24 protein-coding genes and 1 pseudogene are annotated in these 22,265 nt (G+C 51.8%); 19 read left to right on the top strand and 6 right to left on the bottom strand.

Annotation, left to right across the window (positions count from 1 at the left end; all coding sequences use genetic code 11):
* Positions 1-122: 122 nt before the first annotated feature.
* The 3 genes and pseudogenes from J4613_RS15995 to J4613_RS15985 all read right to left on the bottom strand — a co-directional run bounded on the left by J4613_RS15995 (position 123) and on the right by J4613_RS15985 (position 1,276).
* Positions 123-983 carry a DMT family transporter gene (locus J4613_RS15995; RefSeq protein WP_001526328.1) on the bottom strand — a complete coding sequence of 287 codons (861 nt, stop codon included), beginning with the start codon at positions 981-983 and terminating at the stop codon, positions 123-125.
* A 92-nt stretch (positions 984-1,075) separates the two neighbouring features.
* Positions 1,076-1,165, bottom strand: coding sequence for a type I toxin-antitoxin system toxin TisB (gene tisB / locus J4613_RS15990; protein ID WP_000117642.1), 90 nt, complete (start codon positions 1,163-1,165; stop codon positions 1,076-1,078).
* A pseudogene (locus J4613_RS15985) lies at positions 1,162-1,276 on the bottom strand (hypothetical protein). Before J4613_RS15985 ends, tisB begins: the two are co-directional and overlap by 4 nt.
* A gap of 522 nt (positions 1,277-1,798) precedes the next feature.
* Between J4613_RS15985 and ivbL the strand changes: the two are divergent.
* From ivbL to ilvN, 3 genes are all read left to right on the top strand, one after another.
* Complete coding sequence (gene ivbL, locus J4613_RS15980; RefSeq protein ID WP_001541152.1) at positions 1,799-1,897, top strand: ilvB operon leader peptide IvbL; 99 nt, start codon at positions 1,799-1,801, stop codon at positions 1,895-1,897.
* Positions 1,898-2,003: 106 nt separating this feature from the next.
* Positions 2,004-3,692: an acetolactate synthase large subunit gene (ilvB, locus tag J4613_RS15975; RefSeq protein ID WP_000168439.1), complete on the top strand. Its 1,689-nt coding sequence runs from the start codon at positions 2,004-2,006 to the stop codon at positions 3,690-3,692.
* Between the two features lie 3 nt (positions 3,693-3,695).
* Positions 3,696-3,986 (top strand): acetolactate synthase small subunit, encoded by a 291-nt coding sequence (ilvN, locus tag J4613_RS15970; RefSeq protein WP_001171826.1) that lies wholly within the window; start codon positions 3,696-3,698, stop codon positions 3,984-3,986.
* A 1-nt stretch (position 3,987) separates the two neighbouring features.
* Here the strand turns inward: ilvN and J4613_RS15965 are convergent, their stop codons facing one another.
* A complete protein-coding gene (locus J4613_RS15965; RefSeq protein ID WP_000448638.1) occupies positions 3,988-4,773 on the bottom strand; it encodes a DeoR family transcriptional regulator in 786 nt (261 codons plus the stop codon).
* A 324-nt stretch (positions 4,774-5,097) separates the two neighbouring features.
* Here J4613_RS15965 and rbsK point away from each other — a divergent pair, with 324 nt between their 5' ends.
* The 15 genes from rbsK to J4613_RS15890 all read left to right on the top strand — a co-directional run bounded on the left by rbsK (position 5,098) and on the right by J4613_RS15890 (position 20,058).
* Complete coding sequence (rbsK, locus tag J4613_RS15960; protein ID WP_000350272.1) at positions 5,098-6,018, top strand: ribokinase; 921 nt, start codon at positions 5,098-5,100, stop codon at positions 6,016-6,018.
* Positions 6,019-6,048: 30 nt separating this feature from the next.
* Entirely contained in the window at positions 6,049-7,365 is a 1,317-nt protein-coding gene (gene fucP / locus J4613_RS15955) for an L-fucose:H+ symporter permease (protein ID WP_000998358.1), read from the top strand.
* 11 nt (positions 7,366-7,376) lie between these two features.
* The gene (locus J4613_RS15950; RefSeq protein WP_020838459.1) at positions 7,377-8,390 is read left to right on the top strand and encodes an aldose 1-epimerase family protein; all 1,014 of its coding nucleotides are present in this window, start codon (positions 7,377-7,379) and stop codon (positions 8,388-8,390) included.
* 74 nt (positions 8,391-8,464) lie between these two features.
* A complete protein-coding gene (gene uhpA, locus J4613_RS15945; RefSeq protein WP_000633672.1) occupies positions 8,465-9,055 on the top strand; it encodes a transcriptional regulator UhpA in 591 nt (196 codons plus the stop codon).
* On the top strand, positions 9,055-10,557 hold the full coding sequence (gene uhpB / locus J4613_RS15940; protein WP_020838460.1) for a signal transduction histidine-protein kinase/phosphatase UhpB: 1,503 nt from the start codon (positions 9,055-9,057) through the stop codon (positions 10,555-10,557). The genes uhpA and uhpB overlap by 1 nt, the downstream gene beginning before the upstream one ends.
* 9 nt (positions 10,558-10,566) lie before the next feature.
* Complete coding sequence (locus J4613_RS15935) at positions 10,567-11,895, top strand: MFS transporter (protein WP_000948164.1); 1,329 nt, start codon at positions 10,567-10,569, stop codon at positions 11,893-11,895.
* A gap of 142 nt (positions 11,896-12,037) precedes the next feature.
* On the top strand, positions 12,038-13,429 hold the full coding sequence (gene uhpT, locus J4613_RS15930) for a hexose-6-phosphate:phosphate antiporter (protein WP_000879181.1): 1,392 nt from the start codon (positions 12,038-12,040) through the stop codon (positions 13,427-13,429).
* A 192-nt stretch (positions 13,430-13,621) separates the two neighbouring features.
* Positions 13,622-14,074: a DUF1198 domain-containing protein gene (locus J4613_RS15925; protein WP_001519640.1), complete on the top strand. Its 453-nt coding sequence runs from the start codon at positions 13,622-13,624 to the stop codon at positions 14,072-14,074.
* Between the two features lie 352 nt (positions 14,075-14,426).
* Entirely contained in the window at positions 14,427-15,170 is a 744-nt protein-coding gene (locus J4613_RS15920; RefSeq protein ID WP_000854956.1) for a GntR family transcriptional regulator, read from the top strand.
* A 17-nt stretch (positions 15,171-15,187) separates the two neighbouring features.
* On the top strand, positions 15,188-15,661 hold the full coding sequence (locus tag J4613_RS15915; protein ID WP_001152237.1) for a PTS sugar transporter subunit IIA: 474 nt from the start codon (positions 15,188-15,190) through the stop codon (positions 15,659-15,661).
* The gene (locus tag J4613_RS15910) at positions 15,658-15,945 is read left to right on the top strand and encodes a PTS sugar transporter subunit IIB (RefSeq protein ID WP_000041396.1); all 288 of its coding nucleotides are present in this window, start codon (positions 15,658-15,660) and stop codon (positions 15,943-15,945) included. Before J4613_RS15915 ends, J4613_RS15910 begins: the two co-directional genes overlap by 4 nt.
* A gap of 75 nt (positions 15,946-16,020) precedes the next feature.
* Positions 16,021-17,379: a PTS galactitol transporter subunit IIC gene (locus J4613_RS15905; protein ID WP_000997827.1), complete on the top strand. Its 1,359-nt coding sequence runs from the start codon at positions 16,021-16,023 to the stop codon at positions 17,377-17,379.
* Positions 17,372-18,856 carry an FGGY-family carbohydrate kinase gene (locus J4613_RS15900; RefSeq protein WP_111742184.1) on the top strand — a complete coding sequence of 495 codons (1,485 nt, stop codon included), beginning with the start codon at positions 17,372-17,374 and terminating at the stop codon, positions 18,854-18,856. The genes J4613_RS15905 and J4613_RS15900 overlap by 8 nt, the downstream gene beginning before the upstream one ends.
* Before the next feature lie 62 nt (positions 18,857-18,918).
* Positions 18,919-19,779 carry a class II aldolase gene (locus J4613_RS15895; protein WP_001131797.1) on the top strand — a complete coding sequence of 287 codons (861 nt, stop codon included), beginning with the start codon at positions 18,919-18,921 and terminating at the stop codon, positions 19,777-19,779.
* A 9-nt stretch (positions 19,780-19,788) separates the two neighbouring features.
* Entirely contained in the window at positions 19,789-20,058 is a 270-nt protein-coding gene (locus tag J4613_RS15890) for an HPr family phosphocarrier protein (RefSeq protein ID WP_000621109.1), read from the top strand.
* A gap of 90 nt (positions 20,059-20,148) precedes the next feature.
* On the opposite strand, the gene J4613_RS15885 is transcribed toward J4613_RS15890, so the two are convergent.
* Positions 20,149-20,472, bottom strand: coding sequence for a DNA-binding transcriptional regulator (locus J4613_RS15885; RefSeq protein ID WP_001274842.1), 324 nt, complete (start codon positions 20,470-20,472; stop codon positions 20,149-20,151).
* The gene (locus tag J4613_RS15880; protein WP_023181075.1) at positions 20,456-20,815 is read right to left on the bottom strand and encodes a type II toxin-antitoxin system RelE/ParE family toxin; all 360 of its coding nucleotides are present in this window, start codon (positions 20,813-20,815) and stop codon (positions 20,456-20,458) included. The genes J4613_RS15885 and J4613_RS15880 overlap by 17 nt, the downstream gene beginning before the upstream one ends.
* Positions 20,816-21,030: 215 nt before the next feature.
* On the opposite strand from J4613_RS15880, the gene nepI reads away from it, so the two are divergent.
* Positions 21,031-22,224 (top strand): purine ribonucleoside efflux pump NepI, encoded by a 1,194-nt coding sequence (gene nepI, locus J4613_RS15875; protein WP_001004804.1) that lies wholly within the window; start codon positions 21,031-21,033, stop codon positions 22,222-22,224.
* Positions 22,225-22,265: the final 41 nt, after the last annotated feature.

Below are 22,265 nucleotides of genomic sequence, written 5' to 3'. Positions count from 1 at the left end.
ACCAGAAAAAGAAGGCCAGACAGCAACCAGCAATGGCAGGGGAAGGAACGGCAGGATATGTAAACAAAAGCGGCAACAAATGTTGCCGAGAATGTGTTACGTCTGCAGCTGTTATTGGGCAATCATGACAGACGGAGTAAAATCGCCCCGAGGGCAATCCCGCCCGCCGCCACCAGACGTAGCCCGGCCACTTTCTCTTTAAGCAACAGCCAGGCTATCAGCGCGCCGAATAAAATCGACGTCTCACGCAGCGCGGCGACCACCGCCAGCGGCGCCTGGGTCATGGCCCATAGCGCCAGCCCATAAGATCCCATAGTGCCAATCCCGCCAAAAATGCCTTTTTTCCACTGTTGCGCCAGATAACGCGACGCTTCCCGCCGCCGCGCAATCATCGCCCAGGTTAACAGGCAGGCGCCGTTGAGAAAAAATGACCATAGCGTATAGCCCAGCGCCGTTTCGGAGAGTCTTACGCCGGTCCCGTCCACCAGCGTATATCCGGCAATAAAACAGGCGTTAGTTAATGCCAGCACGACACCACGTTGAGAACTGGCGCGGCCATTACAGGCCATCCCAAGTATCGCCATGCAGATCACTGCGATGCCGACCCAGGCCAGCGACGACAGGCTGTCGCCAAGAAACAGAACGCTAATGAGCGCCACCAGCAGCGGCGCGGTGCCGCGCATAAGAGGATAGGTCTGGCTCATGTCCGAGACCTGATAGGTTTTCGCCACCAGGACGGTATACACCACCTGGAGCGCGGTAGAGGCCGCTAAAAAAGGGATACTGGCGTGAGCTGGCTGCGGCGAGAAGGGCAAAAGGATCAATGCCATGACCGCCGCGGAACCGCTGACGCCGATCGCGGCGTAGAGCTTATCGTTTCCCGCTTTGACAATGGCGTTCCAGCTGGCATGTAGCAGCGCGGCGAACAGCAAAATGCAGAAAACGGAAAGGGTCATAGCGTCAGGCGTCGTTGAGGGTGTCATAAAAACGTAACATACCCGGGAAGCGAAAGACCAGCGGATAAGGTGAAAGGGGAGCGGTTGCCCGCTCCCCTTCGGTGCGGCTTGAATCTGAATTACTTAAGGTATTTCAGAACAGCATCAAGCAGTTGCAGTGCTGCAACAATGAGTTTCAGGATAAGAATGGTGATATCCACTACGCTCATACGCGTCTCCTGTGGTTAAGGAGCACTGCCAGCCGACGTACCTTTCCGCTGCCTGTTGTCAGCTGTTGCGCACGCGATCCCTTTTGCGAGGAATAGTGTGCGTGTTGACATAACACAGTGTGCTCACGAGGGGGTTAAGGCGCTGACGGCACCACCCGTTTCAGCCAGGACTTCGTTGCGCCGGTTTACGATGCGGCCCCCGCATAACACATTGTGTCAAAGACATTATAGTTAAGTACTGTATAAATGAACAGTAATTTATAGACAGAACGGAGCTTCTGATCCATACTCAAATTCATCAAAATTCGCGCCGAAATTGCGCGTTCTGCACAGAACGCGTATACTTCTGCTGTTGACATAACACAGTGTGCTTCGCGGCTACCACCCGCATTACGCTGTAAGAACCTCGCTTCGGCGAGGTTTTTTGTTTTCCGGCATTGTGAAACGCGTGATCATCAATCCCGGCGATTACCGGAGGGCGCTACGCTTATCACGCCTATACTCAAAGCGTGTAAATTCGTAGAAAAATGTGATCGATGACGCATTTTTGTGCAGATGAAAATTTTTCCGTTGTCATGCTGAAAGCGCTGTGCTTGTATAAAACGTGTTAATAACAAACAGACAAGGCCCCTAATGAACCCTTCCATGCTGAACGCGACCCTACTAACAACTGCGCCATCTCGCGCAGTGGTCGTCGTGCGTGTGGTGGTGGTCGTCGGCAATGCGCCGTAGGGTCCGGAACACACACGATTCCAAAACCCCGCCGGCGCAAACCGGGCGGGGTTTTTTGTTTAAGACACCTTCCCGGAACGTCGGCTCAGAATAAAAGGAATGGAGCATGGCAAGTTCGGGCACAACATCTACACCTCAGCGCTTTACGGGCGCGGAATTTATTGTTCATTTTCTGGAGCGCCAGGGGATTCGTATCGTCACCGGCATTCCCGGCGGTTCGATCCTCCCCGTTTACGACGCGTTAAGCCAAAGCACGCAAATCCGTCATATTCTGGCGCGCCATGAACAAGGCGCGGGGTTTATTGCGCAGGGGATGGCGCGGACGGAGGGTAAACCTGCTGTTTGTATGGCCTGTAGCGGGCCGGGCGCGACCAATCTGGTCACGGCTATTGCCGATGCGCGCCTGGATTCCATTCCGTTAATCTGCATTACCGGGCAGGTTCCGGCGTCCATGATCGGTACTGACGCGTTTCAGGAAGTGGATACCTACGGTATCTCTATCCCCATCACCAAGCACAACTATCTGGTCAGAAATATCAATGAGTTGCCTCAGGTGATGAGCGATGCTTTTCGTCTGGCGCAGTCGGGGCGTCCCGGCCCGGTGTGGATAGACGTTCCTAAAGATGTGCAGACGGCGACAATTGAGCTGGATGCGTTACCGTCGCCGGCGGAAAAATCACCCCCGCCGGAGTTTAGCGCGGAGAGTATCCGCGAGGCCGCCGCAATGATTAACGCGGCGAAGCGTCCGGTGCTGTATCTGGGCGGCGGCGTGATCAATGCGCCGACACGCGTGCGCGAACTGGCGGAAAAAGCGCAACTGCCGACGACAATGACCTTAATGGCGCTGGGAATGCTGCCTAAGGCGCATCCGCTGTCGTTAGGAATGCTGGGAATGCACGGCGCGCGCAGTACCAATTTTATTCTGCAAGAGGCCGATTTACTGATTGTTCTGGGCGCGCGTTTTGATGACCGGGCGATTGGCAAAACGGAGCAGTTTTGTCCGAACGCCAAAATCATCCATGTGGATATCGATCGCGCCGAGTTAGGCAAAATTAAGCAGCCGCATGTGGCTATTCAGGCGGATGTCGATGATGTACTGGCACAGTTAATTCCCCATATCGAGGCACAGCCGCGGGAAGCATGGCATCAGTTGGTGGCGGACTTGCAGCAAGAATTCCCTTGCAGTATTCCCCAGGAAAATAACCCGCTTAGTCACTATGGGCTGATTAACGCGGTCGCCGCCTGTGTGGACGACAACGCGATTATTACCACTGACGTAGGTCAGCATCAGATGTGGACCGCGCAGGCTTATCCGCTCAACCGTCCGCGTCAGTGGCTGACTTCCGGCGGGCTGGGCACCATGGGGTTTGGTCTGCCCGCGGCGATTGGCGCGGCGCTGGCGAATCCGGGCAACAAGGTGCTGTGTTTTTCCGGCGACGGTAGTTTGATGATGAATATTCAGGAGATGGCTACCGCCAGTGAAAACCAGTTGGATGTGAAAATCATCCTGATGAATAACGACGCGCTGGGACTGGTACATCAGCAACAGAGTCTGTTCTATAAACAGGGCGTTTTTGCGGCGACCTATCCGGGAAGCATCAACTTTATGCAGATTGCCGCCGGGTTTGGTCTGGACACCTGTGATTTGAATAACGAAGCCGATCCGCAGGCGGCGTTGCAGGCTATCATTCGTCGTCCTGGACCGGCGTTGATCCATGTGCGCATTGATGCAGAAGAAAAAGTGTATCCGATGGTGCCGCCGGGCGCGGCAAATACAGAGATGGTGGGGGAATAAGCCATGCAGAAACAATCACATGATAACGTTATTCTGGAGCTGACCGTTCGCAACCATCCTGGCGTGATGACCCACGTCTGCGGGCTGTTCGCCCGACGCGCTTTCAACGTTGAGGGTATTCTCTGTTTACCGATTCAGGGTAGCGATCAGAGCCGCATCTGGCTTCTGGTCAATGACGATCAGCGACTTGAACAGATGATCAGTCAGATCGATAAACTGGAAGACGTGGCGAAGGTGGTACGAAACCAGTCCGATCCCACCATGTTCAATAAAATTGCCGTCTTTTTTGAGTAAGTTATTCACTTTCCGAATCAGGCGTGATGACTTTGACGGAACCATTCCGACAGTGAACGGCATAATCTGTCGGTAATGGGCGATCGCTAATCAGGACATCAAAGGCAGAAAGCGGACCAATGCTGGCAGGCGCGACCTCATCAAACAGGGCGTGACGCGCCAGCAAAATTTTGCGCAGACCGCGTTCCATCGCTTTACGTTTGGCGGCAAGATCATCCGGGTTAAACCAGCTCACGCCAAAATGTTCATGTACGCCGCTGGCGGAAATAAACACTTTGCGCGGATTGAGCGAATCCAGCGCCGAAGGATTATTGGCATCATAAAAGGCATCGCTCTTGGCCCGATAGGTGCCGCCGCACAGAATCGCCGTGGCATTAGGCTTTTCATTCAGCGCGATAAATACCCGATGCGAGTAGCAAATCCCGGTAAAGGTAATATCATCCGGTATCATGCTGATAACTAATGGCATTTCCGGACCGTTATCAAAAAAAACCAGATCGTTTTCACGCACCAGGCCGGCGGCCAGGATCGCAACGGGAAGGTCGTCCCGATGATGCGTCTTTTTCGCCGGCAGCGGCATATTGGTTGAAGACGCAGGCTTATTTACCATGACGATATAGCCGCCGAGCAGCGTCAGCGGTAAAGGGTCATCATCCTGGCTGAGATCGCGGCGAATGGTCATCACCGAAACTTCCAGCATCCGCGCGGCGTCTTTCAGATGGATTCGATCGGTCTTTTTCAGTAACTCCATCAAGCGTCGGATACGTTCTTTTTGCTTGGTCTCCATTCACCCTCTCCGCAAATCATGTTGTTATGTTCCATCAGTAACATTTATGTGTTTCTGAGAACATTACAGTGTGGCACTACTATACGTCCGGCTGTCAGGAAATAAAAGTGGGTTTATTCGCGTTTTATAACAATAAATAGTTAATTTTCAGTAAATTGTAACAATAAAAATGATTTGGTGCGCGTATGTTCCGCCAGGGATTGTTCACGAAGTAAATGGCAAAATGATCCTCTAATCGCGATCATAGTCACAAATGATACGGAAGTAACATGATAATGTTATTTTAATATCATTGTCGTGTGACGATTTCTGAGAGGGAGTAAAATGGATATCGCGGTTATTGGCTCTAACATGGTGGACCTTATCACCTACACCAACCAGATGCCCAAAGAAGGGGAAACTCTGGAAGCGCCGGCGTTTAAAATCGGCTGCGGCGGAAAAGGGGCGAACCAGGCCGTGGCGGCCGCTAAGCTCAATTCAAAAGTATTGATGTTGACCAAAGTGGGCGACGATATTTTTGCCGACAACACCATTCGTAATCTCGAATCCTGGGGGATCAATACGACGTATGTAGAAAAAGTACCGTGTACCAGCAGCGGCGTAGCGCCGATTTTCGTCAACGCCAACTCCAGCAACAGCATTCTGATCATCAAAGGCGCCAACAAGTTTCTCTCGCCGGAAGATATCGATCGCGCGGCGGAAGATTTAAAAAAATGCCAGCTTATTGTTCTGCAACTGGAAGTTCAGCTTGAAACGGTTTATCACGCAATAGAATTTGGCAAGAAACATGGGATTGAAGTGTTATTAAACCCTGCGCCAGCATTACGGGAATTAGATATGTCTTATGCCTGTAAATGCGATTTCTTTGTACCCAATGAAACCGAGCTGGAAATATTAACCGGTATGCCAGTGGATACCTATGACCATATTCGCGCAGCGGCACGTTCGCTGGTGGATAAAGGGCTGAACAATATTATCGTCACCATGGGTGAGAAAGGCGCGCTGTGGATGACGCGTGACCAGGAAGTCCATGTCCCGGCGTTTAGAGTGAACGCTGTCGATACCAGCGGCGCGGGCGATGCCTTTATCGGCTGTTTCGCGCATTACTACGTCCAGAGCGGGGATGTGGAAGCCGCCATGAAAAAAGCCGTCCTCTTTGCCGCTTTCAGCGTCACCGGGAAAGGCACCCAATCCTCTTATCCAAGCATTGAACAATTTAATGAGTATCTTTCGTTGAACGAATAACAATCACCCTGCACTGTTAAAGGTAGCACTATGAACGATAAAAACATCGTTCAGATGCCCGACGGGTATCTGAATAAGACACCTCTGTTCCAGTTTATTTTGTTATCCTGTTTATTCCCATTATGGGGATGCGCAGCCGCGTTAAATGATATTCTGATTACGCAATTTAAAAGTGTATTTTCGCTGAGCAACTTTGCTTCGGCATTAGTACAAAGCGCCTTTTATGGCGGTTATTTTTTAATTGCTATTCCGGCCTCGCTGGTCATTAAAAAAACCAGTTATAAAGTGGCGATACTTATCGGCCTGACGCTATACATTGTCGGCTGTACGCTCTTTTTCCCGGCGTCGCATATGGCGACCTACACCATGTTCCTCGCGGCGATTTTCGCCATTGCGATTGGCCTGAGTTTCCTGGAAACGGCGGCGAATACCTACAGTTCGATGATCGGGCCGAAAGCCTACGCCACGCTGCGGCTGAATATCAGCCAGACCTTTTATCCGATCGGCGCGGCGGCAGGCATTTTATTGGGTAAATATCTGGTCTTTTCCGAAGGGGAAAGCCTGGAAAAACAGATGGCGGGCATGAATGCCGAGCAAGTCCACAACTTCAAGGTGCTGATGCTGGAAAACACTCTGGAACCCTATAAGTACATGATTATGGTCCTGGTAGTGGTGATGGTACTGTTCCTGCTGACGCGTTTCCCGACCTGTAAAGTCGCGCAAACCGCGAGTCATAAACGCCCCTCGGCGCTGGATACGCTACGCTATCTCGCCAGCAACGCCCGCTTCCGTCGCGGTATTGTGGCGCAGTTCCTGTATGTGGGAATGCAGGTGGCGGTCTGGTCGTTCACTATCCGTCTGGCGCTGGAGTTAGGCGATATCAATGAGCGCGATGCCTCAACCTTTATGGTCTACAGCTTCGCCTGCTTTTTTATCGGCAAGTTTATCGCCAACATTCTGATGACACGCTTTAACCCGGAAAAAGTCCTGATCCTTTACTCTGTGATCGGCGCGCTGTTCCTGGCCTACGTGGCGCTGGCACCCAGCTTTAGCGCGGTATACGTGGCGGTGCTGGTCAGTGTTCTGTTTGGCCCCTGCTGGGCGACCATTTATGCCGGAACGCTCGATACCGTCGATAACGAGCATACCGAAATGGCGGGGGCGGTGATCGTGATGGCGATTGTCGGCGCGGCGGTGGTTCCCGCGATTCAGGGCTACGTGGCGGACATGTTCCACTCGCTACAGCTCTCATTCCTGGTTTCCATGCTGTGCTTTGTTTACGTTGGCATTTACTTCTGGCGCGAAAGCAAAGTGCGCGGCAACCTGGCTGAAGTCGCAGCGTCCTGAGGAGAGCAACCATGACAACACGTATTACATTATGGCGGGAGCTTTTTAGCGAGCAGCCGCGTATCTTGCTGGAAAATGACGATTTTACGGTTACGGCGTTTCGTTACGCCAGCGGCGTGGAAGGACTGAAAATACAAAACAGCCGCGGTCATCTGGTGATTCTGCCCTGGATGGGGCAGATGATTTGGGACGCGCAGTTTGACGGTCATGACCTGACTATGCGCAACATGTTCCGCCAGCCGAAGCCGGCTGCGGAAGTGGTGGCAACGTATGGTTGCTTTGCTTTCCATTCCGGACTATTGGCGAATGGCTGCCCGTCGCCGGAAGATACACATCCGCTGCACGGCGAGATGCCCTGCGCTGCCATGGACGACGCCTGGCTGGAGTTAGAGGGCGACAGTCTGCGCGTGACCGGGCGCTACGAGTATGTGATGGGGTTCGGTCATCATTATCAGGCGCAACCTGCGGTGGTAATGCGTAAATCAAGCGCGCTGTTTGATATTCAGATGACAGTGACTAACCTGGCTTCAGTCGCCATGCCGCTACAGTACATGTGCCACATGAACTATGCCTATGTGCCGAACGCCACGTTCCGCCAGAATATCCCGGATACCGCGCTGAAGCTACGCGAGTCGGTGCCGGCGCATGTCAAACCCACGGCGCAGTGGCTGGCGTTTAATCAACGGCTTTTGCAGGGTGAAGCCTCGCTGGAAACGCTCAACGAGCCTGGCTTTTATGACCCGGAAATCGTCTTCTTCGCCGATGAACTGGACAGATACACGGATACCCCGGAATTCAGTATGATCGCCCCGGATGGCACCACGTTCGTGACACGTTTCGCCAGCGCGGAGCTCAATTACGTGACCCGCTGGATTCTTTATAACGGCGATCAGCAGGTTGCCGCCTTTGCCCTGCCCGCGACCTGTCGGCCTGAAGGTTTTCTCGCGGCGCAGCGAAATGGAACCTTGCTTCAACTGGAACCGCAGCAAACCCGGACGTTCACCGTCACGACAGGCATTGTCTGACCGCTCAAGGCTTGAACAGCCGCGCGCTTATCGTTAAGGTAAGCGCGTTTTTTTTATCCATCAGGACAGAACCCATGATCACCGTTGCCCTTATCGACGACCACCTTATCGTCCGCTCCGGCTTTGCACAGCTACTGGGGCTGGAACCTGATTTGCAGGTGGTCGCCGAATTTGGTTCCGGGCGCGAAGCGTTGGCAGGCTTACCGGGGCGCGGCGTACAGGTATGTATCTGCGATATCTCGATGCCGGATATTTCCGGACTGGAGCTGCTAAGCCAACTGCCAAAAGGGATGGCGACGATCATGCTCTCGGTTCACGATAGCCCGGCGCTGGTGGAACAGGCGTTGAACGCCGGCGCGCGCGGTTTCCTCTCTAAACGCTGTAGTCCGGATGAACTGATCGCCGCGGTGCATACGGTGGCGACGGGCGGCTGCTATTTGACCCCCGATATTGCCGTGAAACTGGCGGCGGGTCGGCAAGATCCGCTGACCAAACGCGAGCGTCAGGTGGCGGAAAAACTCGCCCAGGGTATGGCGGTAAAAGAGATTGCCGCCGAGCTGGGGCTGTCGCCAAAAACGGTGCATGTCCATCGCGCGAATCTGCTGGAAAAATTAGGCGTCAGCAATGACGTTGAACTGGCGCATCGCATGTTTGATGGTTGGTAATGAACACCTTTTTTTCCCGTTTAATCACCGTTGTTGCCTGCTTTTTTATTTTCTCCGCCGCGTGGTTCTGCCTGTGGAGCATCAGCCTGCATCTGGTAGAGCGCCCGGAGCTGGCGGCGCTACTTTTTCCCTTCGGCCTGCGCCTGGGACTTATGCTGCAATGCCCGCGCGGATACTGGCCAGTATTGCTGGGCGCGGAGTGGCTGCTGGTGTACTGGTTGGCGCAGGAAGTTGCGCTGGCCCATCTGCCGCTTTTGATGATCGGTGGTGTGTTGACGCTACTGCCCGTGGCGCTGACTTCGCGTTACCGCCATCAGCGCGACTGGCGCACGTTATTGCTTCAGGGCGCGGCCCTCACCGCCGCGGCGCTACTGCAATCCCTGCCCTGGCTGGGGCAGGGGGAAGCGGCATGGAACGCGCTACTGCTGACCCTCACGGGTGGTCTGACGCTGGCCCCCATCTGCCTGGTTTTCTGGCACTATCTTACCAGCACTACCTGGCTGCCGCTGGGACCATCGCTGGTATCGCAGCCGGTAAACTGGCGCGGGCGGCATCTGATCTGGTATCTGCTGCTGTTTATCGTCAGTCTGTGGCTGCAACTGGGGTTACCTGCTGAACTTTCGCGCTTTACGCCGTTCTGCCTGGCGTTGCCGATTATCGCGCTCGCCTGGCATTATGGCTGGCAGGGCGCGCTCATTGCCACACTGATGAACGCTATCGCGCTGATTGCCAGCCAGACATGGCACGATCATCCCGTCGATTTATTACTTTCGCTGTTGGCGCAAAGCCTGACCGGGCTACTGCTTGGCGCGGGCATTCAGCGCCTGCGCGAGCTGAACCAGTCGTTGCAAAAGGAGCTGGCGCGCAACCATCGGCTGGCGGAGCGTCTTCTGGAGACCGAAGAGAGCGTGCGGCGCGATGTTGCGCGTGAGCTGCACGATGACATCGGACAGACCATCACCGCGATTCGAACCCAGGCGGGCATTGTGCAACGACTGGCGGCGGATAACGGCGGCGTGAAGCAGAGCGGGAAACTTATCGAGCAGCTTTCGCTGGGCGTGTATGACGCCGTGCGTCGCCTGCTGGGGCGCTTGCGCCCGCGCCAGCTAGACGACTTAACGCTGGCGCAGGCCATCCGTTCGCTGCTGCGCGAAATGGAGCTGGAAAGCCGCGGTATTGTCAGTCACCTCGACTGGCGAATTGACGAAACGGCGCTGAGTGAAAGTCAGCGCGTGACGCTGTTTCGCGTCTGTCAGGAAGGGCTGAATAACATCGTAAAACATGCCAATGCCAGCGCGGTGACGCTCCAGGGCTGGCAGCAGGATGAGCGGCTGATGCTGGTGATTGAGGATGACGGCAGCGGCCTGCCGCCGGGCTCTCACCAGCAGGGCTTCGGCCTGACCGGAATGCGCGAACGCGTGTCGGCGCTCGGCGGGACGCTAACCATCTCTTGTACCCACGGTACGCGGGTGAGCGTCTCGTTGCCCCAGCGTTACGTTTAAGGAAGGATAATGCTTTCGTTTTTAAAAGCCCCGGCCAACGCGCCGCTCATCACCGATAAGCACGAGGTTGACGCCCGCTATCGCTACTGGCGGCGGCATATCCTGATCACCATTTGGTTGGGTTACGCGCTGTTCTATTTCACCCGTAAAAGCTTTAACGCCGCCGCGCCGGAAATCCTTGCCAGCGGCATTCTGTCCCGCAGCGATATCGGCCTGCTGGCGACGCTGTTTTACATCACCTACGGGGTGTCGAAATTTGTCTCCGGCATCGTTAGCGATCGCTCTAACGCTCGCTATTTTATGGGCATCGGGCTGATTGCGACCGGCGTAGTGAATATTCTGTTCGGCTTCTCGACCTCGCTGTGGGCCTTTGCTCTGCTATGGGCGCTGAACGCCTTTTTCCAGGGGTTTGGATCGCCGGTTTGCGCCCGTTTGCTGACTGCCTGGTACTCGCGTACCGAGCGCGGCGGCTGGTGGGCGTTATGGAATACCGCGCACAATGTCGGCGGGGCGCTGATCCCTCTCGTCATGGCCGCTGTCGCCCTGCATTATGGCTGGCGCGTCGGGATGATGGTGGCCGGATTGCTTGCCATCGGGGTGGGCATGGTCCTCTGCTGGCGGCTGCGCGACCGTCCGCAGGCGATTGGTTTACCGCCGGTAGGCGACTGGCGGCACGATGCGCTGGAGGTAGCCCAACAGCAAGAGGGCGCGGGGCTAAGTCGCAAAGAAATCCTCGCTAAATATGTGCTGTTGAATCCCTATATCTGGCTGCTTTCGCTGTGTTATGTCTTAGTGTACGTGGTGCGCGCGGCGATCAACGACTGGGGCAACCTGTATATGTCCGAGACGCTGGGCGTAGATTTGGTCACGGCCAACACGGCAGTATCGATGTTTGAGCTGGGTGGATTTATCGGCGCGCTGGTGGCGGGCTGGGGCTCGGACAAACTCTTCAACGGCAACCGCGGACCGATGAATTTAATCTTCGCCGCCGGGATTTTGCTCTCTGTGGGTTCGCTGTGGCTGATGCCGTTCGCCAGCTACGTGATGCAGGCGGCCTGTTTCTTCACCACCGGTTTCTTTGTCTTCGGCCCGCAGATGCTCATTGGCATGGCGGCGGCGGAGTGCTCACATAAAGAGGCGGCGGGCGCGGCCACCGGCTTTGTCGGCCTGTTCGCCTATCTCGGCGCGTCGCTTTCCGGCTGGCCGTTAGCGAAAGTGCTGGAGATCTGGCACTGGACCGGTTTTTTTGCGGTCATCGCCATCGCGGCGGGGATCTCCGCGCTATTGCTGCTGCCATTTCTGAACGCTCAGGCCCCGCGCGAGACCAGCGAAGCGTGATGCACCTCACCTTTTTGCGCTGAATGGGGCAAAACTAAGAAATTTTCCCGGTTTTGCCTGGACGCTGTCGCAGGCCACTTTTCCTGTGGATTTTTACAATGCCTGCCATTCGCAGGTATAAAAATTAGCTCAGGAGTAATCCATGCTGGCCTTCTTAAACCAGGTGCGCAAGCCGACCCTGGATCTGCCGCTCGATGTGCGGCGTAAAATGTGGTTCAAGCCGTTCATGCAGTCCTATCTGGTGGTTTTTATCGGCTACCTGACCATGTACCTGATCCGCAAAAACTTTAACATCGCGCAGAACGACATGATCTCTACCTACGGGTTGAGCATGACCGAGCTGGGGATGATTGGCCTGGGCTTCTCGATCACCTATGGCGTGGGGAAAACGCTGGTTTCCTACTACGCTGACGGTAAAAATACCAAGCAGTTTCTACCGTTTATGTTGATCCTCTCCGCTATCTGTATGCTCGGCTTCAGCGCCAGCATGGGCGCGGGGTCAACCAGTCTGTTTCTGATGATCGCTTTCTATGCCCTGAGCGGTTTCTTCCAGAGTACCGGCGGATCGTGCAGCTACTCGACCATCACCAAATGGACTCCGCGTCGTAAACGCGGCACCTTTCTCGGCTTCTGGAATATCTCCCACAACCTCGGCGGCGCGGGCGCGGCAGGCGTGGCGCTGTTCGGCGCCAACTACCTGTTCGACGGTCACGTCATCGGCATGTTTATCTTCCCGTCGATTATCGCGCTGATTGTTGGCTTTATCGGTCTGCGTTTTGGCAGCGACTCCCCGGAGTCTTACGGTCTGGGTAAAGCTGAAGAACTGTTCGGCGAAGAGATCAGCGAAGAGGATAAAGAGACTGAAGAAAACGAAATGACCAAGTGGCAGATCTTTGTTGAATATGTGTTGAAAAACAAAGTGATCTGGCTGCTGTGCTTCTCCAATATCTTCCTGTATGTGGTACGTATTGGTATCGACCAGTGGTCAACCGTCTACGCCTTCCAGGAACTGAAACTTTCTAAAGAGGTGGCGATTCAGGGCTTTACCCTGTTCGAAGTGGGCGCGCTGGTCGGCACGTTGCTGTGGGGCTGGCTCTCTGACCTGGCGAACGGTCGTCGTGCGCTGGTAGCCTGTGTGGCGCTGGCGTTAATCATCGCCACCCTCGGCGTCTACCAGCATGCCAGCAACCAGTATGTCTATCTGGCCTCGCTGTTCGCGCTCGGTTTCCTGGTGTTTGGGCCGCAGCTATTAATTGGCGTGGCGGCAGTCGGTTTCGTACCGAAAAAAGCCATCGGCGCTGCGGACGGTATCAAAGGAACCTTCGCTTATCTTATCGGCGATAGCTTTGCCAAGCTGGGTCTGGGCATGATTGCCGACGGCACCCCCGTTTTTGGTCTGACCGGCTGGGCGGGCACCTTCGCCGCGCTGGACGCCGCCGCGATCGGCTGTATCTGCCTGATGGCGATGGTCGCCGTGATGGAAGAGCGCAAAATCCGCCGTGAGAAAAAAATTCAGCAAGTTAATATCGCTTAAATGTGTGCATTTGGTAACGTTTTGCCCGGCTTAACGCCGGGCTTTTTTATGCCTTGCGTTCGTCAGACAGGACATCCGGCGTCTGGCGTAAATGAAGACAGGCGTTAATAAATCACATCCTGACAGGCCAGAACGTCGACAGTTATAAATTTACCGTTATGATGGGCATCCTGTTTGGTGACGGATGTGCGCATGATTTGGTTGATTCTGGCCACGTTTGTGGTGGTGTTTATTGTGGGGTTTCGGGTACTGACATCGGATACCCGCCGGGCGATTCGCCGCCTGAGCGAACGTCTGAATATTGATGTAGTGCCGATAGAATCGATGATTGATCAGATGGGTAAAACGGCGGGCGGTGAATTTTTACAGTATCTGCATCGCCCTGATGAGTCGCATTTGCAAAATGCCGCTCAGGTGTTACTGATCTGGCAAATGGTGATTGTCGATGGCGGCGATCAGAATTTGCAGCGGTGGCATCGCTTGCTGCAAAAAGCGCGTTTAGCCGCGCCGATCACCGACACACAGGTACGGCTGGCGCTGGGCTTTTTGCGCGAAATGGAACCCGATATGCAGGAGATCAACGCGTTTCAACTGCGCTATAACGCCTTTTTTCAGCCGGAAGAGGGTGTCCACTGGCTGCATTGATACTCTTCACTATCTCGTTAACAAAAGACGAGATGAATGAGGCTGGCAAGGGCGGAGAGCCACGATTAACGGCCAGATGGCGCGATTCATCGTTAGCCAAATAAAGCGTAGCCGCCATCGTATTTGCTAAGGGTGAACCACAGAAGTAACGCACCGAATAACCGCTAACGACGCCAAAACGTCAGAGACTTGTAGTTCATCATTTCCGTGACATATATCACGGAAATGTGATCTTGTTTTGAACACTAAAACTGTGACTCCTTGCCATACCTCCTGTCTCAAAATTTCTTATCATAAACTCGAAGTTGTACATGATTGTCTATAGACAACTCTAAATGTTTAGGCGCGCACCATGAAAACATTGAGTAAAAGTTCACACATCCCACTGTATCAACAGGTTGTGGAGTGGATAAGGGAAAGTATTTATAGCGGAGAATTAGTTGAGGATGACCGGATACCTTCAGAGTTTCAAATCATGGATATGCTGGAGGTGAGTCGCGGTACCGTTAAAAAAGCGGTTGACCAACTTGTCCGGGAAGGTGTTCTTGTGCAAGTGCAGGGTAAAGGAACTTTCGTAAAGAAGGAAAATGTTGCTTACCCACTGGGTGAAGGTTTGCTCTCCTTTGCTGAAGCCTTAGCCAGCCAGAAGATAAACTTCACAACCAGTGTTATAACCTCCCGACTGGAGCCCGCTAACCGCTTTGTAGCAGAGAAACTGAGTATCAAACCGGGACAAGATGTTTTATTTCTTAAACGCCTTCGTTGTATTGGCGATGAAAAAGTCATGTTGATTGAAAATCGTATCAACATTGATCTCTGCCCCGGTATTATTGATGTAGATTTTACCAGGGAGAATTTATTTTCAGCAATAGAAAGATTATCTGATAAGAAAATAAGTTTTTCTGAAAGCCGTTACGCAGCTAAATTAATTGGTAATGAGCGAGGCCATTATCTTGATATTGGTGAAGACGCACCTGTTTTGCATTTGGAACAGTTGGTATTTTTCTCTAGAGGATTGGCCATTGATTTTGGTAACGTCTGGTTAAAAGGTAATAAATATTATCTTGGCACTATTTTACAGCGCCTGGATGCCTGACTAGCAAAGAGGAATCTATGCAGGATATTCATTTTCGCCGACATTATGTTCGACACCTTCCTAAAGAGGTGAGTCAGAATGACATAATCAAGGCTCTTGCCAGTCCGTTAATTAACGATGGTATGGTTGTATCTGATTTTGCCGATCACGTCATTACGCGAGAACAGAATTTTCCAACGGGTCTACCGGTTGAGCCTGTAGGTGTCGCTATTCCACATACTGATCACAGGTATGTTCGCCAAAACGCCATTAGCGTTGGAATACTGGCAGAACCCGTCAATTTCGAAGATATGGGCGGGGAACCAGATCCCGTACCTGTCAGGGTGGTGTTTATGCTTGCTTTAGGTGAAAGCAATAAGCAGCTCAACGTACTGGGTTGGATTATGGATGTGATCCAGGATGAGGATTTTATGCAGCAGTTACTGGTCATGAATGATGATGAAATTTATCAGTCAATTTACACACGCATATCTGAAAGAGGTGAAGTATGAGTAAAATGATACTATTTGTTTGCGCAACGGGTGTTGCTACTTCCACGGCTGTGGCAGAAAAAGTAATGGAATATTGTAAAGACAATGGGCTTGATGTTAATTATTCCCAAACTAATGTAGCCTCATTGCCAAACAATACCGATGGTGCAGCTTTGGTTGTATCAACAACGAAAGTTCCTTATGAACTGGATATTCCGGTTGTTAGTGGTCTGCCAATCATTACCGGAGTAGGTGAAGATAAAGTTCTTGAAAAAATAGTTTCAATCCTTAAAGGCCAAGCCTGATTTCATAAATAAAAAACAGATAAATTACCCAGGCGCTAACGCGAGGTCTGGTCACATCTGAATAAGAGGTCGGATATGAATGATATAGCACATACTCTCTATACCGTTGTGCAATATGTCCTGGGATTTGGCCCAACGGTTTTATTGCCGCTGGTCCTTTTTTTCCTGGCATTGTTCTTCAAAGTAAAACCCGCTAAAGCACTTCGCTCATCGTTAATTGTCGGAATAGGGTTTGTCGGAATTTATGCCATCTTTGACATACTTACCAGCAACGTAGGCCCGGCTGCACAGGCAATGGTTGAGCGAACTGGTATTAGCCTTCCTGTTGTCGATTTAGGCTGGCCACCATTGGCCGCAATTACCTGGGGCTCACCAATCGCACCCTTTGTCATTCCGCTGACGATGCTGATTAATGTCGCCATGCTGGCCCTGAATAAGACACGTACTGTTGATGTCGACATGTGGAACTACTGGCACTTTGCCCTGGCTGGAACGCTGGTTTACTACAGTACAGGGAGTTTTGTTTTGGGTCTGTCCGCAGCCGCTATTGCCGCGATCGTGGTTCTCAAACTGGCGGACTGGTCTGCGCCATTAGTGGCAAAGTACTTCGGTCTGGAAGGTATTTCACTTCCGACCCTGTCATCTGTCGTCTTCTTTCCGATTGGATTGCTGTTCGATAAAATTATCGACAAGATCCCAGGTGTTAACCGTATTCATATTGATCCGGAAAACGTTCAGAAAAAAATGGGAATCTTCGGCGAGCCTATGATGGTGGGTACTATTCTGGGGGTCTTGTTGGGCATCATTGCCGGATATGACTTTAAACATATCCTGTTGCTGGGGATCAGCATTGGCGGTGTCATGTTCATTCTTCCGCGTATGGTACGAATTTTGATGGAAGGTTTATTACCTCTGTCTGAAGCCATTAAGAAATATTTGAATGCCAAATATCCTGGCCGTGATGATCTCTTTATCGGACTGGATATCGCGGTAGCAGTAGGTAACCCAGCCATTATATCTACAGCACTGATTCTGACACCTATCTCTGTCTTTATTGCATTCCTTCTTCCTGGCAATAAAGTCCTGCCACTCGGAGACCTTGCGAACCTGGCAGTCATGGCTTCCATGATTGTACTGGCATGTCGTGGCAATATTTTCCGGGCTGTGATAACCGCAATTCCTGTTATTGTCGCCGACTTGTGGATTGCGACCAAAATTGCGCCATTTATTACCAGTATGGCTAAGGATGTCAATTTCAAAATGGCTGAGGGGTCAAGTGGTCAGGTATCAAGCTTCCTTGATGGCGGTAACCCCTTCCGTTTCTGGCTGCTTGAAATATTCAACGGAAATATTATTGCTATCGGGCTGATTCCTGTGCTTGCGCTGATTATTTATGGTGTTTTTCGCCTGACAAAAGGAACGGTCTATGCCTGATTACCACGCAGCGCTTGTCATTGACATTGGCACAACTAACTGCAAAGTCAGCTGTTATTCCTGTCATGACGTGTCAGTTCTGGAAGTCCGCAAGTTTCCGACGCCAATAATATCGTCGGACAAAGGCGAGGTAGATTTCGATATCGAAGCGCTGTGGCAGGCACTGCGACTGGTAATGGCTGAACTGGTGGCTTCAGTACCGTTTCCGGTAAAAAATATCAGTATTGCGAGTTTCGGTGAGTCTGGTGTCTTTGTGGATAAGGAGGGCGTCATTCTTACCCCGATGCTGGCCTGGTATGATCGACGTGGTGAATCTTATCTCTCGTCATTAAGCAAGGCAGAGGCTGAAGAACTGTATTCTATAACGGGATTGCCACCTCACAGTAATTACTCAGCATTTAAAATGAGATGGTTGCTTGATAACTACTCCTTGCATGAAAGAAAAGATATCTGCTGGTTACATGCTCCAGAAGTGTTGTTGTGGCGAATGACAGGTGCGAAAAAGACGGAAATATCCCTGGCCAGTAGAACGTTGTGTCTGGACATTGCTCACCGTACCTGGTCTCGTAATGCTGCCGGGATTCTCGGCATACCGTTCGGTGTACTGGCTCCGTTGATAAAGCCGGGTGAAGTGGCCGGATGGATGACGGCAACGCTTAGAGAGGAATTGGGCTTCTCTCATGAGGTAAAAGTCACACTCGCTGGACACGATCATATGGTCGGTGCCCGCGCATTACAGATGCAACCGGGCGATGTGCTGAATTCTACCGGCACGACAGAGGGTATTTTACTGCTGAATACACAGCCAACGCTTGATGTGCAGGCTCGCAGGAATAAGCTGGCAAATGGTTGTTACTCCGATGGTGAATTTTTCACGCTTTTCGCTTCTCTGCCTGTCGGCGGTTATGCGCTTGAATGGGTGAAAAAAACCTTTCGTTTAACTGATAAGGAAATAAGCACAGGCCTGGAAAAAGTCATGGAGCAATACCTCAAACCTTCCTGGTCTGTCGAGCATGTGCCGGTATTTATTCCTCATTTGCGGGGCTCGGGTTCGCCACATAAAAACCGGCACACTCGTGGCCTGCTTTTTGGTCTGACGGATTCACTTCCTCCGGAGTCTCTGCTTGAGAGTGTCTTTATTGGCCTGGCGATGGAGTTTGCACACTGTCACGGGTGCTTTAATATCCCGGCGGGCAGGACAGTAAAAGTCATTGGCCCTGCGGTGAAAAACCCATACTGGCTCCAGTTGAAGGCTGACATCCTCCAGTGTCCAATTGAGGCCATTGCTTTTGATGAAACCGTCTCCCTTGGAGCATTGTTGATAGCCTGTCCGAATGTTGTCCCCCCGACTGTTCCTGTGGCTGAGCGATATTTTCCTGACGCGGTTCGTTCTGCAAAGTTGAAAATATATCAGCAGCAATGGCTGTCATTTTACCAATTTAAACTGCGGCAAGAAGGGGCGCTTATTGGTGAATAACTGTGATAACTCAATAGTTCGATAATTTACTTACACTGCTCACATAAATATCTGGAGTTAATATGCCTTTAGTCAATGGTAGGATCCTGCTCAATTGTATTCAGGAAAAACATGTCCTTGCGGGGGCATTTAATACAACGAACCTGGAGACAACAATTTCCATTCTTAATGCAATAGAACGTTCCGGATTGCCCAATTTTATTCAAATTGCTCCTACTAATGCACAGCTTTCAGGTTACGATTACATTTATGAAATAGTTAAGCGACATGCCGATAAAATGGATATTCCTGTCAGCCTGCATCTGGATCATGGGAAAACTCTGGAAGATGTTAAGCAGGCTGTCCGGGCCGGATTTACCTCAGTAATGATTGATGGCGCGGCGCTACCGTTCGAAGAAAATATTGCATTTACCCGAGAAGCTGTCGATTTCTGTAAATCATTTGGTGTTCCCGTCGAAGCGGAATTAGGCGCTATTCTGGGTAAGGAAGATGATCATGTCAGCGAGGCTGACTGCAAAACTGAACCTGAGAAGGTTCAGCGCTTTGTTGAGGAGACAGGGTGCGACATGCTGGCAGTGTCAATTGGTAATGTACATGGTCTTGAAGATATCCCACGCATTGATATCCCGCTATTACAACGCATCGCGTCTGTCAGTCCGGTACCTTTGGTTATTCATGGAGGTTCTGGTATTGACGCGGATATTCTTCGCAGCTTTGTTAATTACAAAGTAGCCAAAGTGAATATTGCGAGTGATTTGCGCAAAGCCTTTATTACTACTGTTGGTAAGGCTTGGGTAAATAATAACAACGAGGCTAATCTGGCGCGTGTCATGGCGAACGCAAAACAGGCAGTTGAGGATGATGTTTATTCTAAAATTAAGATGATGAATAAACATCACTCAGCATTCCGCAAAGTCTCTTAAGGAAAATATATGATTAGACAAACAGTACGCGTTATGAACAGTACGGGGCTTCATGCGCGGCCAGCCGCTACACTTGCGAAAATTGTCAAAAAATACCAGTCTTCATTAACGCTAGTTAATAATGACAAAGAAATTCCCATTAAAGGAATGATGAGTATTTTGGGGGCTGGCGTAAAGGGAAACACAATGATTGATTTAATTTGTGATGGACAGGATGAACTGGCTTTTATGGATGAATTAAAATCTGCATTTGCTGATGGCTTTGGTGAGTCAGTATAGTGCAATTCCCGTCAAACGGCGCAGGAAGTTGTAGAGGCTTCCTGCACTCATTATCGTATGAATAGCCTTAACAGACCATCGGTAAAACCCTCATACCAGCACCTTTAGCCCGTGTTTTTGGACAACATTAAGTAGTTTCAGTGACATCCCGCTGGGACGCTTGGCGCCGCTTTCCCACTTTTGAACCGTTGATACGCTGGTATTCAGGTACCGAGCGAAAACCGACTGGCTAACGTTGAGTTCTTCTCGTAACGCTTTTATTTCAAGTGGCTGCAGGTCTTTGATGCTGCTTAAGCAGGCCGTGTCAAAACTGCGCATTGTCTCCTGGGGAATGGCATCCACGCTAAATAATCCAGATGCCGCGCTATGAATCGCTTCAAAGGCAGGGCTTTTGAATTTAGTTTTTGCTGACATGGCGCACCTCTACCAGTTCTTTGTTATTAATGAGTGCCGTTATCTGATCTTCGGTCAGGCAAGCATAGTGTTTTGCTAACTCACGGAAACCCGCGAGTTCGCGATAGCGAATGTTGGCCATATCCTGTTTGGCATACAGGAAGGTGTAAAACCAATGTTCGCCTCCCTTTGCCAACACGATTGCGCGATCGCGGTTTTGATTGAGACGTTTTTTATAAACTCCGCCGCCAAGATTATCTGCTTTTCCTTGCAGTACGGCGTTGATGGCCTCGCTTAACTCGTCGTCTTTTATCGTGTGGGACTTCGCTTCTCTGTTAAACCACCTGGTTTTGAAGATTCGCATCAGGTTGACATCCTGTAATCTAAAGTATAGCACCAGGTGATACACTATGTCTTACCTTTTGGTTTTACACGCAGCGAGAGAAGATAATTCTCAACGCTCGACCAGCCTCGCAAAATGCAGCGCAACAATGTCAGTTGCTAAAACGTTAATCAGATCACATTTTGTAATGTTACACTGCGTGGATTTTCCGCACTAAAACGACGCAGGTGACCACAATGAATGAAAATATCGCAGAAAAATTCCGCGCTGATGGGGTTGCCAGGCCTAACTGGTCAGCCGTTTTTGCCGTGGCGTTTTGTGTCGCCTGCCTGATTACCGTTGAGTTTTTGCCCGTTAGTCTGTTGACGCCGATGGCGCAGGATCTGGGGATCTCCGAGGGCGTCGCCGGTCAGTCGGTCACCGTTACGGCGTTTGTCGCGATGTTTTCCAGCCTGTTCATTACCCAGATTATTCAGGCGACCGACAGGCGTTATATCGTTATTCTGTTCGCCGTTTTGCTGACGGCTTCTTGTCTGATGGTCTCCTTTGCCAACAGCTTTACGCTGCTGTTGCTGGGCCGCGCCTGTCTTGGGTTGGCGCTGGGCGGATTCTGGGCGATGTCGGCGTCGCTGACCATGCGACTGGTTCCCGTGCGTACCGTGCCGAAAGCGCTGTCGGTGATTTTTGGCGCGGTTTCCATCGCGTTAGTGATCGCCGCGCCGCTGGGCAGTTTTTTGGGCGGTATTATTGGCTGGCGTAATGTCTTTAACGCCGCTGCGGTGATGGGCGTACTGTGCGTCATCTGGGTGGTGAAATCACTGCCGTCGCTGCCGGGCGAACCTTCTCACCAAAAACAGAATATGTTTAGCCTGTTGCAACGCCCTGGCGTGATGGCCGGGATGATCGCCATCTTTATGTCTTTTGCCGGGCAGTTCGCTTTCTTTACCTATATTCGCCCGGTCTATATGAATCTGGCGGGCTTTGACGTTGATGGTCTGACGCTGGTGTTGCTCAGTTTTGGTATTGCCAGCTTCGTTGGCACTTCTTTCTCCTCCTACGTACTGAAACGTTCGGTAAAACTGGCGCTGGCCGGTGCGCCGCTGCTACTGGCGCTGAGCGCGCTGACGCTCATTGTGTGGGGAAGCGACAAAACCGTGGCGGCGGCAATAGCGATTATCTGGGGACTGGCGTTTGCGCTGGTGCCGGTGGGATGGTCAACGTGGATCACTCGTTCCCTTGCCGATCAGGCGGAAAAAGCCGGTTCCATCCAGGTCGCGGTGATTCAACTGGCAAATACCTGTGGCGCGGCGGTGGGCGGTTATGCGCTCGACAATTTCGGGCTGCTTTCGCCGCTGGCGCTTTCCGGCGGACTGATGCTGTTGACGGCGTTAGTCGTGGCGGCGAAAGTCCGTATTACGCCAATGAGTTGATATTGCTGCCATTTGTAGGCCGGATACGACGTTAGTCGTTA

Origin of the sequence: Salmonella sp. 32020114201800008SM, from assembly GCF_017572025.1 — a bacterium.
Classification (GTDB): Bacteria; Pseudomonadota; Gammaproteobacteria; order Enterobacterales; family Enterobacteriaceae; genus Salmonella; species Salmonella enterica.
This window is presented reverse-complemented; position numbering and strand designations above follow the sequence as displayed.